The 13,647-nt window shown below is 73.6% G+C and carries 16 protein-coding genes; 8 read left to right on the plus strand and 8 right to left on the minus strand.

Features of this window, described 5'->3' with window-relative positions:
- Positions 1-7 precede the first annotated feature (7 nt).
- Positions 8-1,225: a threonine ammonia-lyase gene (gene ilvA, locus K329_RS0109340; RefSeq protein WP_028472816.1), complete on the plus strand. Its 1,218-nt coding sequence runs from the start codon at positions 8-10 to the stop codon at positions 1,223-1,225.
- A gap of 30 nt (positions 1,226-1,255) precedes the next feature.
- On the opposite strand, the gene greA is transcribed toward ilvA, so the two are convergent.
- Positions 1,256-1,759, minus strand: coding sequence for a transcription elongation factor GreA (gene greA / locus K329_RS0109345; protein WP_028472817.1), 504 nt, complete (start codon positions 1,757-1,759; stop codon positions 1,256-1,258).
- Positions 1,760-1,977: 218 nt separating this feature from the next.
- Complete coding sequence (locus K329_RS0109350; protein ID WP_028472818.1) at positions 1,978-2,406, minus strand: DUF4307 domain-containing protein; 429 nt, start codon at positions 2,404-2,406, stop codon at positions 1,978-1,980.
- A 41-nt stretch (positions 2,407-2,447) separates the two neighbouring features.
- On the opposite strand from K329_RS0109350, the gene mca reads away from it, so the two are divergent.
- Both mca and K329_RS0109360 read left to right on the plus strand, forming a co-directional pair.
- Positions 2,448-3,323: a mycothiol conjugate amidase Mca gene (mca, locus tag K329_RS0109355; protein WP_084541136.1), complete on the plus strand. Its 876-nt coding sequence runs from the start codon at positions 2,448-2,450 to the stop codon at positions 3,321-3,323.
- A gap of 34 nt (positions 3,324-3,357) precedes the next feature.
- A complete protein-coding gene (locus K329_RS0109360; RefSeq protein WP_028472820.1) occupies positions 3,358-3,627 on the plus strand; it encodes a hypothetical protein in 270 nt (89 codons plus the stop codon).
- A 16-nt stretch (positions 3,628-3,643) separates the two neighbouring features.
- On the opposite strand, the gene K329_RS0109365 is transcribed toward K329_RS0109360, so the two are convergent.
- Both K329_RS0109365 and K329_RS0109370 read right to left on the minus strand, forming a co-directional pair.
- A complete protein-coding gene (locus tag K329_RS0109365; RefSeq protein WP_028472821.1) occupies positions 3,644-4,060 on the minus strand; it encodes a thioredoxin family protein in 417 nt (138 codons plus the stop codon).
- Positions 4,061-4,142: 82 nt separating this feature from the next.
- Complete coding sequence (locus tag K329_RS0109370) at positions 4,143-5,690, minus strand: acyl-CoA synthetase (protein ID WP_028472822.1); 1,548 nt, start codon at positions 5,688-5,690, stop codon at positions 4,143-4,145.
- Positions 5,691-5,760: 70 nt separating this feature from the next.
- On the opposite strand from K329_RS0109370, the gene K329_RS0109375 reads away from it, so the two are divergent.
- Positions 5,761-6,228 carry a PaaI family thioesterase gene (locus K329_RS0109375; protein WP_028472823.1) on the plus strand — a complete coding sequence of 156 codons (468 nt, stop codon included), beginning with the start codon at positions 5,761-5,763 and terminating at the stop codon, positions 6,226-6,228.
- Positions 6,229-6,311: 83 nt separating this feature from the next.
- Positions 6,312-7,382 (plus strand): alkene reductase, encoded by a 1,071-nt coding sequence (locus K329_RS0109380; RefSeq protein WP_028472824.1) that lies wholly within the window; start codon positions 6,312-6,314, stop codon positions 7,380-7,382.
- A gap of 93 nt (positions 7,383-7,475) precedes the next feature.
- Here the strand turns inward: K329_RS0109380 and K329_RS0109385 are convergent, their stop codons facing one another.
- Both K329_RS0109385 and K329_RS0109390 read right to left on the minus strand, forming a co-directional pair.
- Positions 7,476-8,633, minus strand: coding sequence for an acyl-CoA dehydrogenase family protein (locus K329_RS0109385; protein WP_028472825.1), 1,158 nt, complete (start codon positions 8,631-8,633; stop codon positions 7,476-7,478).
- Positions 8,634-8,643: 10 nt separating this feature from the next.
- Complete coding sequence (locus K329_RS0109390; RefSeq protein WP_028472826.1) at positions 8,644-9,489, minus strand: 3-hydroxybutyryl-CoA dehydrogenase; 846 nt, start codon at positions 9,487-9,489, stop codon at positions 8,644-8,646.
- Positions 9,490-9,579: 90 nt separating this feature from the next.
- Here K329_RS0109390 and K329_RS25855 point away from each other — a divergent pair, with 90 nt between their 5' ends.
- From K329_RS25855 to K329_RS0109405, 3 genes are all read left to right on the plus strand, one after another.
- Positions 9,580-10,257, plus strand: coding sequence for a TetR/AcrR family transcriptional regulator (locus K329_RS25855; RefSeq protein ID WP_052336592.1), 678 nt, complete (start codon positions 9,580-9,582; stop codon positions 10,255-10,257).
- Positions 10,258-10,354: 97 nt separating this feature from the next.
- Complete coding sequence (locus K329_RS0109400) at positions 10,355-10,783, plus strand: hypothetical protein (protein WP_157571640.1); 429 nt, start codon at positions 10,355-10,357, stop codon at positions 10,781-10,783.
- Positions 10,784-10,940: 157 nt separating this feature from the next.
- Positions 10,941-11,246, plus strand: a complete 306-nt coding sequence (locus tag K329_RS0109405; protein WP_043642584.1) for a GIY-YIG nuclease family protein — start codon at positions 10,941-10,943, stop codon at positions 11,244-11,246.
- 159 nt (positions 11,247-11,405) lie between these two features.
- Here the strand turns inward: K329_RS0109405 and K329_RS25860 are convergent, their stop codons facing one another.
- Both K329_RS25860 and K329_RS0109415 read right to left on the minus strand, forming a co-directional pair.
- Positions 11,406-12,227: a serine hydrolase gene (locus tag K329_RS25860; RefSeq protein ID WP_211225789.1), complete on the minus strand. Its 822-nt coding sequence runs from the start codon at positions 12,225-12,227 to the stop codon at positions 11,406-11,408.
- Positions 12,224-13,561 (minus strand): M20/M25/M40 family metallo-hydrolase, encoded by a 1,338-nt coding sequence (locus tag K329_RS0109415; RefSeq protein WP_043642585.1) that lies wholly within the window; start codon positions 13,559-13,561, stop codon positions 12,224-12,226. The genes K329_RS25860 and K329_RS0109415 overlap by 4 nt, the downstream gene beginning before the upstream one ends.
- Between the last annotated feature and the right edge of the window lie 86 nt (positions 13,562-13,647).

Here is a 13,647-nt window from a genome sequence, read left to right on the forward strand (position 1 = left end):
CCCCGTGGTGAGCGCGGTGCCGGTGGTCGGGATCGACGACGTCCGCGCGGCCGCCGAGGCGCTCGCCGGGGTCGCCGTCCGCACCCCGATGGAGGAGTCGCGCTGGCTCGCCGACCTCGTCGGTGCACCCGTGCTGCTCAAGTGCGAGAACCTGCAGCGCACGGGGTCGTTCAAGATCCGCGGCGCCTACCTGCGGATGGCCCGCCTGAGCCCCGAGGAGCGGGCCGCCGGCGTCGTCGCGGCCTCCGCCGGCAACCACGCGCAGGGCGTCGCGCTGGCCGCCCGGCTGCTGGGCATCCGCGCCTGCGTGTTCATGCCCGAGGGCGCACCGATCCCCAAGGAGAAGGCGACCCGCGGGTACGGCGCGGAGGTCGTCTTCGCGGGCCGGTACGTCGACGAGTCCCTCGTCGCGGCCCGCGAGCACGCCGCCCGCACCGGGGCCGTGCTCATCCACCCCTTCGACCACGCCGACATCGTGGCGGGCCAGGGCACCTGCGGGCTCGAGATCGTCGAGCAGGCGCCCGAGGCCGCGACGGTGCTCGTGCCGACCGGTGGCGGCGGCCTCGTCGCGGGGGTCGCGGTGGCCGTGAAGGCGCTGCGCCCCGACGTGCGGGTGGTCGGCGTGCAGGCCGAGGGAGCCGCCGCGTTCCCGGCGTCGCTGCGCAGCGGCGTGCCCGTCGCGCTGGAGCACATGGAGACGATGGCCGACGGCATCGCCGTGGGCTGCCCCGGCGAGGTGCCGTTCGCCGCCATCCAGGGCGCGGTCGACGACATCGTGACGGTGAGCGAGGAGGGTCTCTCGCGGGCCCTGCTCGGGCTGCTGGAGCGGGCCAAGATGGTCGTGGAGCCGGCGGGAGCGGCCGCCGTCGCGGCGCTGCTGGAGCACCCGGGCGCCTACGAGGGCCCCGTCGTGGCGGTGCTCTCGGGCGGCAACATCGACCCGCTGCTGATGGGCCGGGTCATCCGGCACGGCCTCGCCGCGGCGGGGCGCTACCTCTTCCTGCGCGTCACGGTCGTGGACAGCCCGGGCGGCCTGGCCAGCCTGCTGGCCGAGCTCGCCGGCGCGGGCGCGAACGTGCTCGACGTGGCCCACGAGCGGATCTCGCCGTCGCTGCGCCTCGACGAGGTGCAGGTGCGCGTGCAGCTCGAGACGCGCGGGGCCGCACACGCAGAAGCCCTGCTCGCCCGGTTGGGCGAGCAGGGCCATCGGGTGGAGGTCGCCTGACCTCCGCTCCGCCTGCGGTCGTGCGGTGGCTCAGCCCGTGTAGGGCGTGGCCGCCAGGATGACGACGCTGAGCTTCTTGCCGTTCGGCGCCTCGTACTCGACCGTGTCGCCCGGCTTGGCGCCGAGGATCGCGCCGCCGAGCGGCGACTGCGGGGAGTAGACCTTGAGGCCCTCGGGCTCGATCTCGCGGGCGCCGAGGAGGAACTCCTCCGCCTCGTCGTCGTCGTCACCGACGAACTTGTAGGTCACCTTCATGCCGGGCTCGACGATGCCGTCGTCCGCAGGGGTCTCGCCGACCTCGGCGCGCGCCAGCATGTCCTCCAGCTGGCGGATGCGGCCCTCGACCTTGCCCTGCTCCTCGCGGGCGGCGTGGTAGCCGCCGTTCTCCTTGAGGTCGCCCTCGTCGCGGGCGTTCGAGATGCGCTCGACGATCTCCGCCCGCACGGGGCCCTTGAGGTTCTCCAGCTCCGCCGTCAGCTTCGCGTGCGCGTCCGAGGTCAGCCAGATGACATCCGTGTCGCTGGACTGCGTCATGTGCCTCTCCTACCAGTACGGCCGGGCGGGCTTTCGCCCTCCCGGCCGATCGATTGTGTGCGAAGCCCCGCCGTGCTCCGTCCGGTCTCGACCGGCGGCGGCGGGGCAGTTCAGAACTGACAGTGTAGCCAGGACGCCGAATCACGCCACTCGCGCGACGCGGGGTGGCGGGGTGAGGGGCGTGTGCCGGTCCGACCCGGCCGGCGCCGCCCCTCCCGTCAGCGGGGGCGGTTCTGCGAGGGCGTCGTGCAGCCCATCAGCTCGACCGACGTGGCCTCGCGCAGCGTGCGGAAGGTGAACTCGACGACGCCGCCCGAGGCGGTGCCCGCGTCGCCCGGGATCTGCACGGCCAGGTCGCCGACGGCCGTGTGGTCGACCGAGAGGGCACGGACGCGGCAGGTGGCCACCTCGTCGCCGGAGAGCGCGACGTCGAACTTCACGCGCACCTGCTGGTCGTCGAGGACCTCCCAGCTCTGCAGCTGGGAGCTCACCTCGGGGCTCCCGTGGAACCAGGCGGTCCACAGCAGCCAGCCGCCCGCCACCACACCGAGGGCCGCCGACGCGGCGATGATCACCCGGCGTCGGCCCGGTCGCTGCCGTCGCCCGTAGCGCTCGTCGAGGCGGAGGGCGGAGGACGTCGGGCTCACCCCTCCATCGTGCCATCCGGCCCCCGCCTAGAGTTCTCCGCATGCCCCCCCGTTCCGGTCTGCGACTGATGCACGTCCACGCCCACCCCGACGACGAGTCGAGCAAGGGCGCCGCCTCCACGGCCAAGTACGTCGCCGAGGGCGTCGACGTGCACGTCGTCACCTGCACGGGCGGCGAGCGCGGCTCGGTGCTCAACCCGCGCATGGACCGCCCCGACGTCTGGGAGAACATGTCGGAGGTCCGCCGGGCGGAGATGGACGCCGCCCGCGAGATCCTCGGCATCAGCCAGGACTGGCTCGGCTTCGTCGACTCCGGCTGGCCCGAGGGCGACCCGAAGCCCCCGCTGCCGGAGGGCTGCTTCGCCCTGGCCCCGCTGGAGGAGGCCACCGAGCGCCTCGTCCGGCTGATCCGCTCGTTCCGGCCGCACGTCGTCACGACGTACGACGAGCGCGGCGGCTACCCCCACCCCGACCACGTCCGGTGCCACGAGGTCTCGGTGGCGGCGTTCGAGGCCGCCGGCGACCCCGAGCGGTTCCCCGACGCGGGGGAGCCGTGGCAGCCGGCCAAGCTCTACTACCACCACACCTTCAACCGGCCGCGCACCCAGGCGCTGCACGACGCGCTCGTCGCGCAGGGCGTCGAGTCGCCGTACGCCGAGCGCCTGGCGGACTGGAAGGCCGAGCCCGAGTGGGACGCCCGCATCACGACGCGGGTGGAGTGCGGGGAGTACTTCGGGGTGCGCGACCAGGCGCTGCTCGCCCACGCCACCCAGATCGACCCGGACGGCGCCTGGTTCGCCATCCCGCTCGAGCTGTCGCGGGAGGTCTGGCCGACGGAGGACTACGAGCTCGTCGTCTCCCACGTGCCGACCTCGGTGCCCGAGACCGACCTGTTCACCGGCGTCACGCCCGACTGAGCGGCGCCGCGCAGGCGGGTGTCATCATGGGGGAATGCTCGCCACGACCGTCCTGACCGACCTCTTCTCCGCCGACGTCCTCCACCTCTGGGTGCAGGCGGCCGAGCAGACGCCGGAGCCGGAGGACGTGAAGGCCGGCTGGACCGGCTTCGCCGTGTTCATGGCGCTCATCGCCGCTACGGCGCTGCTGCTGTGGAGCATGGCGCGCCACGTGCGCACGCTGCGCCGCAACGCCGACGAGGAGCAGGAGCTCGAGGAGGCCCGGCTCGACGCAGCCGGGCTCCGCGACGACGAGCGCCCGTAGGGCCCCGTCCGGCGGGTCAGCCCTGGGCGGGCTGCTCGCCGCCGGCGTCAGAGGCGCCAGGCGCCTGCTGCCCCGACTGCTGGGCCGCGAGCTGGGCGCGCACGTCGTCCATGTCGAGCGCCTTGACGGCCTGGATGACCTGCTCGAGGCCGGCGGGCGGGAGTGCGCCGGGCTGCGAGAACACGAGGATCTGGTCACGGAACGCCATCAGCGTCGGGATCGAGCTGATCTGCGCCGCCCCCGCCAGCTCGCGCTGGGCCTCGGTGTCGATCGACCCGAAGGTCACGTCCGTGTGCTGCTCCGAGGCGGCCTCGTAGGTCGGCGCGAACTGGCGGCACGGACCGCACCAGCTCGCCCAGAAGTCGACGAGGAGGATGTCGCTCTCCTTGACGGTCTGCTCGAAGTTCTCACCGGTCAGCTCGATCGTGGCCATGGCTCCACCGTACGACGCGGGTCGAACGCGGTCACGCCCCTCGCTCTCGACCCCGGTGCCGACCCCGGTCCGACCCCGGGCCTCAGGCGTCGTCGCGCAGCACCCGCTTGAGCAGCTTGCCCGAGGCGTTGCGGGGCAGCTCGTCGACGAACCGGACGTGCTTCGGCGTCTTGAACCCCGCCAGCCGCTCCCGGGCGTGCGCCACGAGGGCGTCGGCGTCGACGGTCGCCCCGTCACGTCGTACGACGAACGCGGTCACCGCCTCGATCCAGCGCTCGTCGGGGGTGCCGACCACGGCGACCTCGGCGACGTCGGGGTGGGTGTAGATCGCGTCCTCGACCTCGCGGGAGGCGACGAGCACCCCGCCGGTGTTGATGACGTCCTTGATCCGGTCGACGACGGTGATGAAGCCCTCCGCGTCGATGCGCACCAGGTCGCCCGAGTGGAACCAGCCGTCGCGGAACGCCTCGGCCGTCGCCTCGGGGTTCTCCCAGTAGCCGACGCACAGCTGCGGCGAGCGGTAGACGACCTCGCCCTGCTCGCCGGGGGCCACGTCGGCACCGTGCTCGTCGAGCACCCGCAGCTCGACGAACAGCACGGGCCGACCGCACGAGTCGGGCCGATCGGCGTGCTCCTCGGGTCGCATGACGGTCGCGAGCGGGCCGATCTCCGACTGGCCGAAGCAGTTGTAGAACCCCAGGTCGGGCAGCGCCGCCTGCAGGCGCTGGAGCACGGGCACCGGCATGATCGACGCGCCGTAGAAGGCCTTGCGCAGCGACGCCAGGTCGCGGGTCGCGAGGTCCGGGTGGCCCGCCAGCGGCACCCACACGGTCGGGGCGAGGAACAGCGCGCCGAGGCGGCGCTCCTCCACCACGCGCAGGCAGGTGGCCACGTCGGGCGTCTCGACGAGGTGGTTGGTGGCACCGACGGCCAGGTAGGGCAGCAGGAACACGTGCATCTGCGCCGAGTGGTAGAGCGGCATCGGGTGCAGGGGGTCGTCGTCGGCCCGCAGGTCGAGGGCGGCGATCGCGGAGACGTACTCGTGCACGAGGGCGCGGTGGGTCATCATCGCGCCCTTCGGACGCGAGGTCGTGCCCGACGTGTAGAGCAGTTGCACGAGCTCGGTGTCCGCCACGGGGTCCTCGCCGTCGGGCAGGACGGGGCCGTCGCCGGGGGTGCGGGCCAGCTCGAGCAGGCTGCCCGGCTCGTCGCGCAGCGGCAGCACGTGCTCGACGGCGAGGCCCGCGGCGTCGTACTGGCCGCGCAGCGCCGGGTCGACCAGCACCGCGCGCGCCCCCGACTGCTCGACGAGGTAGGCGAGCTCGCCCCCGGTGAGCGCGAAGTTGACGGGCACGTGCACGAGACCGGCGCGGGCGCAGGCGAGGTAGCCGACGACGTACGCGTCGGAGTTCTTCCCGTACGCCGCCACGCGGTCGCCGCGGGCCAGGCCGAGGCCGCGCAGGGCGCGGGCGGCGTGGGTGACGGCCGTGTCGAGCTCGGCGTAGGTCCAGGTCACCGGGTCGTCGGCGCCGAAGACGAGCGCGGCCCGGTCGGGATGGCGCGCGGCGCTGCGGCGCAGGACGTCGTCGACGGTGCTGGAGCGGGGATCGCTGGCTGTGAGAGGGGTCACGTGACCCATCATGCCCACCCCGCTGGGTTACTCTCCGGTAACCGGCTCACGACCAGCGAAGCGAGACTCCATGACCCACCTCTCCGACGAGCAGCTCGCCCACCTCGCGACCCTCAGCGGCCTCGAGTTCCTGCGCACCGCCTGGACGGTCCCGCCCGAGGAGCGCCCGCCCTTCATCGGCGACACCCTGGGCATGGAGGCGCTCACGCTGGAGGAGGGCGTCGCCGAGTTCCGGCTGCCCACCGCGCCGCGCTGGTCCAACCCGCTGGGCTCGCTCCACGGCGGGGTCTGCGCGACCCTGCTCGACTCGGTGATGGGCTGCGCCGTGCACACGACGCTCCCGGCCGGCGTCGGCTACGGCACGCTCGAGCTGAAGGTCAACTACCTCCGCACGGTGCCCGTCGACGGCCGCTGGATCACGGGCCGCGGCACCACCATCCACGTCGGCCGGTCCACGGCCACGGCCGAGGGCCGGGTGCACGACGAGGAGGGCAGGCTCGTGGCGCACGCCACGACGACCTGCATGATCTACCGCTGAGCCGCCGGGGTGGGGACTCACCCCCACGGGCGTGACCGGGGTCCGCGGGGAATGTCCGGGCACGCTGCGTCGCTGAGCCACGCATGACCGATCTCTTCGAGCCCCTGACCATCGGCGCCTGGCAGGCGCCGAACCGCCTCGTGATGGCCCCCCTGACGCGCAACCGCGCCGAGGGCACCGTTCCCGGCGACCTCGCCGTCGAGTACTACGCGCAGCGCGCCTCGGCCGGTCTCGTGATCACCGAGGGCAGCCAGCCCAGCGCCCGCGGCCAGGGCTACCTGAACACCCCCGGCTTCCACTCGCCCGAGCAGCTCGCCGGCTGGCGCCGCGTGGCCGACGCGGTGCACGCCGCCGACGGCCGCATCGTCGCCCAGCTCATGCACGCCGGTCGCATCTCCCACCCGGACAACACCGGTGGCCAGGAGATCGTGGCGCCCAGCCCCCTCGCGGCCCCCGACGAGATGTTCACCGCCGCCGGTCCGAAGCCCTACCCGGTGCCGCGGGAGCTCACCACCGACGAGATCCCCGACGTGGTCGAGGAGTTCGTCACCGCCGCCCGCAACGCGGTGGAGGCCGGCCTCGACGGAGTCGAGGTCCACTCCGCCAACGGCTACCTGCTGCACCAGTTCCTCGCCCCCGGCTCCAACGAGCGCACCGACCAGTACGGCGGGTCGCCCGAGAACCGGGCCCGCCTGACGATCGAGGTCACGAAGGCCGTCGCCGAGGCGATCGGCGCCGACCGCGTCGGCATCCGCATCTCGCCCGCCCACAACATCCAGGGCGCGACCGAGACCGACGAGGCGGACACGGACGCGACGTACGAGGCGCTCGTGGCCGGCATCGCGCCGCTGGGCCTCGCCTACCTCAGCGTGCTCGCCGACCCGAGCCTCGACCGCACGCAGCGGCTCCGCAAGGAGTTCGGTGGCGTCTTCATCGCCAACGACGGCTTCGGCCAGGTCACGACCAAGGAGTCGGCGCAGGCCATCCTCGACGACGACCTCGCGGACGCCGTGGCCGTCGGCCGGCTCTTCCTCGCCAACCCCGACCTGCCGCGTCGCTGGCAGACGGGGGCGGAGCTCAACGAGCCGAACCCCGACACCTTCTACGGCGGCGGCGCCGAGGGCTACACGGACTACCCGGCGCTCGACGCCTGAGTCCTTCCCCCGTACGGCGGCGAGCCCCGCGACGACCAGGTCGTCGCGGGGCTCGCGTGCGTCGTACGGGGGTGCGGGGGCGTGCGGGGAGCGTCAGCCCTTCATGAGCTGACGGGCCATGACGATGCGCTGCACCTGGTTGGTGCCCTCGTAGATCTGGGTGATCTTCGCGTCGCGCATCATCCGCTCGACGGGGAAGTCGCTCGTGTAGCCGTAGCCGCCGAGCAGCTGGACCGCGTCGACCGTCACCTTCATGGCGACGTCGGAGGCGAAGCACTTGGCGGCGGCGCCGAAGAACGACAGGTCCTTGTCGTCGCGCTCCGACTTCGAGGCGGCGACGTAGACCATCTGCCGGGCGGCCTCCACCTGCATCGCCATGTCGGCGAGCATGAACTGGATGCCCTGGAAGTCGGCGATGGCCTTGCCGAACTGCTTGCGCTCCTTGACGTAGCCGAGCGCGAAGTCGAGCGCCCCCTGGGCGATGCCGACGGCCTGCGCGCCGATGGTCACGCGCGTGTGGTCGAGGGTGCGCAGCGCCAGCGCGAGGCCGGTGCCGGGCTCGCCGATGATGCGGTCCCCGGGGATGCGGACGTCGTCGAAGAGCAGCTCGCGGGTGGGGGAGCCCTTGATGCCGAGCTTCTTCTCCTTCTCGCCGAAGGTGAAGCCGGCGTCGGACTTCTCCATGATGAACGCGCTGACGCCCTTGCCGCGGCCGGCCTCGGGGTCCGTCACGGCGAGCACGGTGTAGAACTCCGACTCGCCGGCGTTGGTGATCCACGACTTCTGGCCCGAGATGACCCAGTCGTCGCCGTCGGCCCTGGCGCGGGTCTTCATCGAGGCGGTGTCGGAGCCGGCGTCGCGCTCCGAGAGACCGTAGGAGAAGAGGGCCTCGCCGCGGGCGAGCGGCGGCAGGTACTTCTGCTTGAGCTCCTCGGAGCCGCCCAGGATCAGCGGCATGCTGCCCAGCTTGTTGACCGCGGGGATGAGGGAGGACGACGCGCAGGCTCGCGCGACCTCCTCGATCACGATGCAGGTGGCGAGCGCGTCGGCGCCCACGCCGTCGTACTCCTCGGCCACGTGGGGCGCGAAGAAGTCCGAGGCGACGAGGGCGTCGTTCGCCTCCTGCGGGAAGCGTGAGTCGGCGTCGACGGCCGCGGCGTACGGCGCGATCTTGTCGTCGGCGACGGCCCGGACCGCCTCGCGCAGGGCCTCGTGGTCGTCGTTGATGCGGAAGAGGTCGAACTCGCTCATCGCGGGCTCCTCACTTGTCGTAGGTGTAGAAGCCGCGCCCGGTCTTGCGGCCGAGCAGGCCGGCCTCGACCATGCGGGCCAGCAGCGGCGGGGGAGCGTAGAGCTGCTCCTTGAACTCCTCGTAGAGCGACTCGGCGACGGCCTTCGTGGTGTCGAGGCCGATGAGGTCGGCGAGCGCCAGCGGGCCCTGCGGGTGGGCCGCGCCGAGCACGAGGCCACGGTCGATGTCCTCGGCCGTCGCGAAGCCCGACTCGAACATCCGGATCGCCGAGAGGATGAACGGGATGAGGAGCGCGTTCACGACGAAGCCGGCGCGGTCCTGGCAGTCGATCGGTTCCTTGCCCAGCGAGGTGACGAAGGAGCGCGCACGGTCCTTGGTGTCGCCGTCGGTGAGCAGGCTCGGCACGATCTCGACGAGCGAGAGCACCGGCACAGGGTTGAAGAAGTGGATGCCCGTCACGTGCGTGGGGCGCTGGGTGACGACCGCCAGCTTCATGATCGGGATGGAGGAGGTGTTCGACGCCAGGATCGCGTCGGGGGAGGTCACGATCGCGTCGAGCTCGCGGAAGAGGGCCGTCTTGGCGTCCTCGTCCTCGACGATCGCCTCGACCACGAGGTCGCGGTCGGCCAGCTCGGAGAGGTCGGTCACGACCCGGATCCGCCCCATCACCTCGGCCGCGCTGTCGATCTTGCCCTTGGCCTCGGCGCGCTTCAGCGACGCCTCCAGCCGGTCGTGGCCGGCCCGGGCCCGCGCGTCGTCCGACTCGACGACCACGACGTCGTACCCGCCGCGCGCGCTCACCTCGGCGATGCCCGCACCCATCAGTCCGCAGCCGACGACGCCGACCCGCTCGATCCCGCTCACAGTTCCTCCTCGCGTTGGTACGCAGTACCGTAACGCGGGAACTGCGTCCTCCCCAGTCGTCGACCCAAGGGATCCTGCCCCGTGTCCGCACCCTCCGCCCCTCCCGCCGGTGGCTCCGTCCGCGACCGCCTGCAGCGTGCGGCGTTCGACCTCTTCGACGAGCAGGGGTACGACGGCACGACCGTCGACGCGATCGCCGAGCGCGCCGGCGTGGGGCGCACGACCTTCTTCCGGGCGTTCCGGTCGAAGGAGGACGTGATCTTCCCCCACCACGACGACCTGCTCGAGCAGGTGAAGGCCCGGCTCGACGCCGCCTCGCAGCGCCACAGCCTGCTCGCCGTCTCGGAGGCGTCGCGCCTCGTGCTGCGCCACTACCTCGACGAGGGCGAGCTCGCCGTACGGCGCTACCGCCTCACCCGGAGCGTGCCCAGCCTGCGCGAGCGCGAGATCGCCGGGATGCAGCAGTACCAGCGCGCGTTCCGCGAGTACATCCGCACCTGGATGGGCGACGAGCTGCGCGCCGAGCTGATGGCCGGCAGCGTCATCACCGCCCACAACGCCGTGCTCCGGCGCTGGCTGCGCGGCGGCGTGGACGACCCCGAGGCCCAGTTCGACGCCGCCATGGCGCAGGTGCTCGACCTCTTCGCGGAGCGCTCGGGCCGGGGCACGGCGCCCACCGTCGTCGTGGTCGGGTCCGCCGACGACCCCGCCGCCGTCGGAGCGGCCGTCGAGCAGGCCCTGCGCGCGCGGCGCGACTGAGCGACCGGGCCGGGAACCGGTCCGGCGGCCACGGCGTCGTACGAGGTGGGAGCGCCCGGCCGGGTGCCGTGCGGAGCGTGCGTCGGAAGGGGTCGGCATGGGACGACGGGTGCTCGGGGCAGTGGGCGTGGTGGGCGTGGTCGTGGTGACGGCGCTCGACCAGGGCCCCGCCCCCGACCCCGACCTCGACGGGCTGCGGGTGGTGACGCAGCAGGTGGGCGGGTCGAGCGGGCACGACGCGCTCCTCGGCGGCACGCTCGGCGCGGTGGGCGACTGCGTGGGGCTCGTGGCCCCGGACGGTGGCCCCGGTGACCTCGTGGCGTGGCCCCGCGGCACCGTCGTCGAGGACGGGGAGATCCGTACCCCCGGCGGGATCGCGGTGCGGCTCGGCGAGGAGATGCGCGGGGGCGGCGGCTCCTTCGCGCCGACCGACACCGGTTTCCTGCGGAGCGCCGAGCTTCCCGACACGTGCGTGGAGGCCATGGGCCCGACCGGCTCGGTGGCCGTGCTCAACCCGGACCAGTGAGATCCGCCGGGCCGGCCCCGGTGGTTGAGGAGGGCCGCTAGGGCGGCCCGGTGGTTGAGGAGGGCCGCTAGGCCCGTCTCGAAACCCACGCCCGGTCCTCCACAGACTGGGAGCGGGGCCGTTGCCGCGCACTCCCGGTCGCACGAGGATCGATCACATGGCCTGGGCATACCTCCTCCGCTGTGCCGACGGCAGCTACTACGCCGGCAGCACGACCGATCTCGAACTGCGCGTCTCCCAGCACAACTCGGACCGTCTCGGCGCGGCCTACACCCGCCGTCGCCGTCCGGTCGTTCTCGTCTGGGCCCAGGAGTTCACGTCGATCGCCGACGCGTTCGCGTTCGAGAAGCGAGTGCAGGGATGGGGTCGGGCGAAGCGGGAGGCGCTCATCCGCGGGGACCTGTCCGCCCTCCCGGCGTTGGCCGCGCGTGGCCGGAGGACGTCGCCGCGCGACCGGCTGTGATGCGGTGGTTTCGAGACGCTCGCTGGCGCTCGCTCCTCAACCACCGAAGGCGCTCGCTCCTCAACCACCGAGGACGTTCGCTCCTCAAACACCGGAGACGCTCGCTGGCGCTCGCTCCTCAACCACCGGAGACGCTCGCTCCTCGACCACCGTGCGGGCCTAGCCGCCCACGTGGCCGCGGAGCGTCGTACCGAGCTCGCGCATCGAGCCCAGCACGGCGTCGCGGTGGTCGGCCCCGTCGGGCCACTCGGCGAGGGCGGCGTAGGCGACGGCGCGCGCTGGGCCGGTGACGACGCCGACGTCGGCGCGCACCACCGAGATGGTGCCGGTCTTGTTGACGAGGGTGATGCCGCGGTCCGGGTCGGCGTGGGCGAGGGGGTCGAGGCCGAAGGCGGAGCCGACCATCGAGAGGTCGGCCCCCGCCGCGAGCCAGCGCAGCACCTGGGCGCTGACGGCCGGCGAGACGACCTCGCCGCGCGCCAGCCCGGCGAGCACGGCCGAGAGCTCGTCGGCCCGGCCCCGCGAGAGGGTCGGCGGGTCGCCCGGCCCGCGGTCGTCGCGCACCCGGTCGAGCAGGGCCGAGTCGACGCAGCCCAGCGCCGTCGCCCGCGCCCGCACGGCGGCGGTCCCTGCCCGGCGCAGCAGCACGTTGGTGGCGAGGTTGTCGCTGAACGCCCCGACCAGCCACGCGAGGTCGCCGAGGGGGAGGGTGCGCTGACGCAGCAGGTACCAGAGCCCCGAGTCGGCGACGTGCTCCGCGTCGGCCCAGGCGATCGGCTCGTCGAGGTCGAGGGTGCCGGCCTCCGCGCGGGCGGCCACCTCGACGAGCAGGAACACCTTGCCGACGCTCGCGGTGCGCAGCACCACCTCGGGCGTGTACGACGCGAGCACCGGCGCGCCGGCCTCGTCGACGGCGCGCACGCACACCGACCAGCGCACGCCGTCGCGCGCGCTCGCCAGGTCCGGCAGCACGAGGCTCACACCGTCTCCAGGAAGTGCCGCAGCGCCTCGAGCCCACCCACCAGCGACGACACCGGGATGCGCTCGTCGACGCCGTGGATGCCCGTGCGGCGCCGGCCCTCGGGGTCGAGCGTGACGGGGGCGAAGCCGTAGCAGGCGATGCCGAGCCTCGCGAACGACTTCGCGTCGGTGCCGCCGCCCATGCACCCGGGCACGACGACGACCGCCGGGTCGACGTGGCGCAGCGCGCCGACCATCGCGTCCCACCACGGGCCGCTGGTCGGGGCCTCGAGCGGGTAGCCGACGGACGCGGGCTCGACCTCGACGTCCGGGCCGACGAGCGCGGGCAGCGCGGCCTGGAGCTGTTCGACGTACCCCGGTGGGCAGCGGATGTCGACCTCGGCCGTCGCCGTGCCCGGCACCACGTTCACCTTGGTGCCGGCGTGCACGACGGTCGGCGTCGTCGAGGCGCGGATCGTGTACGGCGCCACGTCGGCCGCCGCTCCCAGTGCGGCCACCGCGGCCACCACGCCCTCGTCGGAGCCGAGGTCGACCTCGACCCCCAGGGCGGCGGCCGTCTGGGTGAGCTGGGCCCGCACCACGTCGGCCAGGTGCACCGGCCACGGGTGGTGGCCGATGCGGTGGAGCGCGTCGACGATGCGCAGGACGGCGTTGTCGGGCCCGGGCCGCGACCCGTGGCCCGAGGTGCCGCGCGTGGTCAGCCGCACGTGGAGGGTGCCGCGCTCACCGGCCGAGATGCGCGCGAGCCGCACGGGGGTGCCGTCGGCGGCCGGGTGCTCCTCGATCGCGGCCCCGGACTCGCTGACGGCCGCGGCGACCCCGGCGAACAGGTCCGCGTGCGCCTCGACGAGCCACTCCGCGCCGTACGTGCCGTCGGTCTCCTCGTCGGCGACGAAGGCGAGCACGACGTCGCGCCGCGGCCGTCGCCCGCTGCGGCCCCAGTCGAGCGCGACGGCGAGCATGCTCGCGCACGTGTCCTTCATGTCGACGGCGCCACGGCCCAGCACGTAGCCGTCGCGCAGCTCGCCGGCGAACGGGTCCACCGACCAGTCGGCGGCCTCGGCGGGCACGACGTCGAGGTGGCCCTGCGCGAGCACGCCCGGCAGCGACCGGTCGGCGCCCTCGATGCGGACGACGACGCTCGCCCGCCGCGGGTCGGCGGGGTGCTGGAGCAGCACCGGCTCCCAGCCCGCGTCGCGCAGCAGGCCCTCGACCCACCGGGCCGCCTCGAGCTCGCCGTTGGCGCGGCCGGGGCCGTGGTTGGTGGTGTCGAAGCGCAGCAGGGTGCGCAGGAGGTCGACGACCTCCGGCTGCTCGTGCCCCTCGTGCGACATGGGCTGTCCTCCCGAGACCTCGGCAGGGCGGCGCCCGGGGACGCCGCCTTGCGGAACGCAAACCTGGCACCACCCTGGCGCACGGA

Source organism: Nocardioides alkalitolerans DSM 16699, from assembly GCF_000426525.1.
Lineage (GTDB): Bacteria > Actinomycetota > Actinomycetes > Propionibacteriales > Nocardioidaceae > Nocardioides > Nocardioides alkalitolerans.

Coding starts and splice junctions, on each gene's coding strand:
- K329_RS0109400 (WP_157571640.1), top strand. CDS start 10,355: ATGGGACGACGGGTGCTCGGGGCAGTGGGCGTGGTGGGCGTGGTCGTG.
- K329_RS0109380 (WP_028472824.1), top strand. CDS start 6,312: ATGACCGATCTCTTCGAGCCCCTGACCATCGGCGCCTGGCAGGCGCCG.
- K329_RS0109375 (WP_028472823.1), top strand. CDS start 5,761: ATGACCCACCTCTCCGACGAGCAGCTCGCCCACCTCGCGACCCTCAGC.
- K329_RS0109360 (WP_028472820.1), top strand. CDS start 3,358: ATGCTCGCCACGACCGTCCTGACCGACCTCTTCTCCGCCGACGTCCTC.
- K329_RS0109385 (WP_028472825.1), bottom strand. CDS start 8,633: ATGAGCGAGTTCGACCTCTTCCGCATCAACGACGACCACGAGGCCCTG.
- K329_RS0109415 (WP_043642585.1), bottom strand. CDS start 13,561: ATGTCGCACGAGGGGCACGAGCAGCCGGAGGTCGTCGACCTCCTGCGC.
- K329_RS0109365 (WP_028472821.1), bottom strand. CDS start 4,060: ATGGCCACGATCGAGCTGACCGGTGAGAACTTCGAGCAGACCGTCAAG.
- greA (WP_028472817.1), bottom strand. CDS start 1,759: ATGACGCAGTCCAGCGACACGGATGTCATCTGGCTGACCTCGGACGCG.
- K329_RS0109405 (WP_043642584.1), top strand. CDS start 10,941: ATGGCCTGGGCATACCTCCTCCGCTGTGCCGACGGCAGCTACTACGCC.
- mca (WP_084541136.1), top strand. CDS start 2,448: ATGCCCCCCCGTTCCGGTCTGCGACTGATGCACGTCCACGCCCACCCC.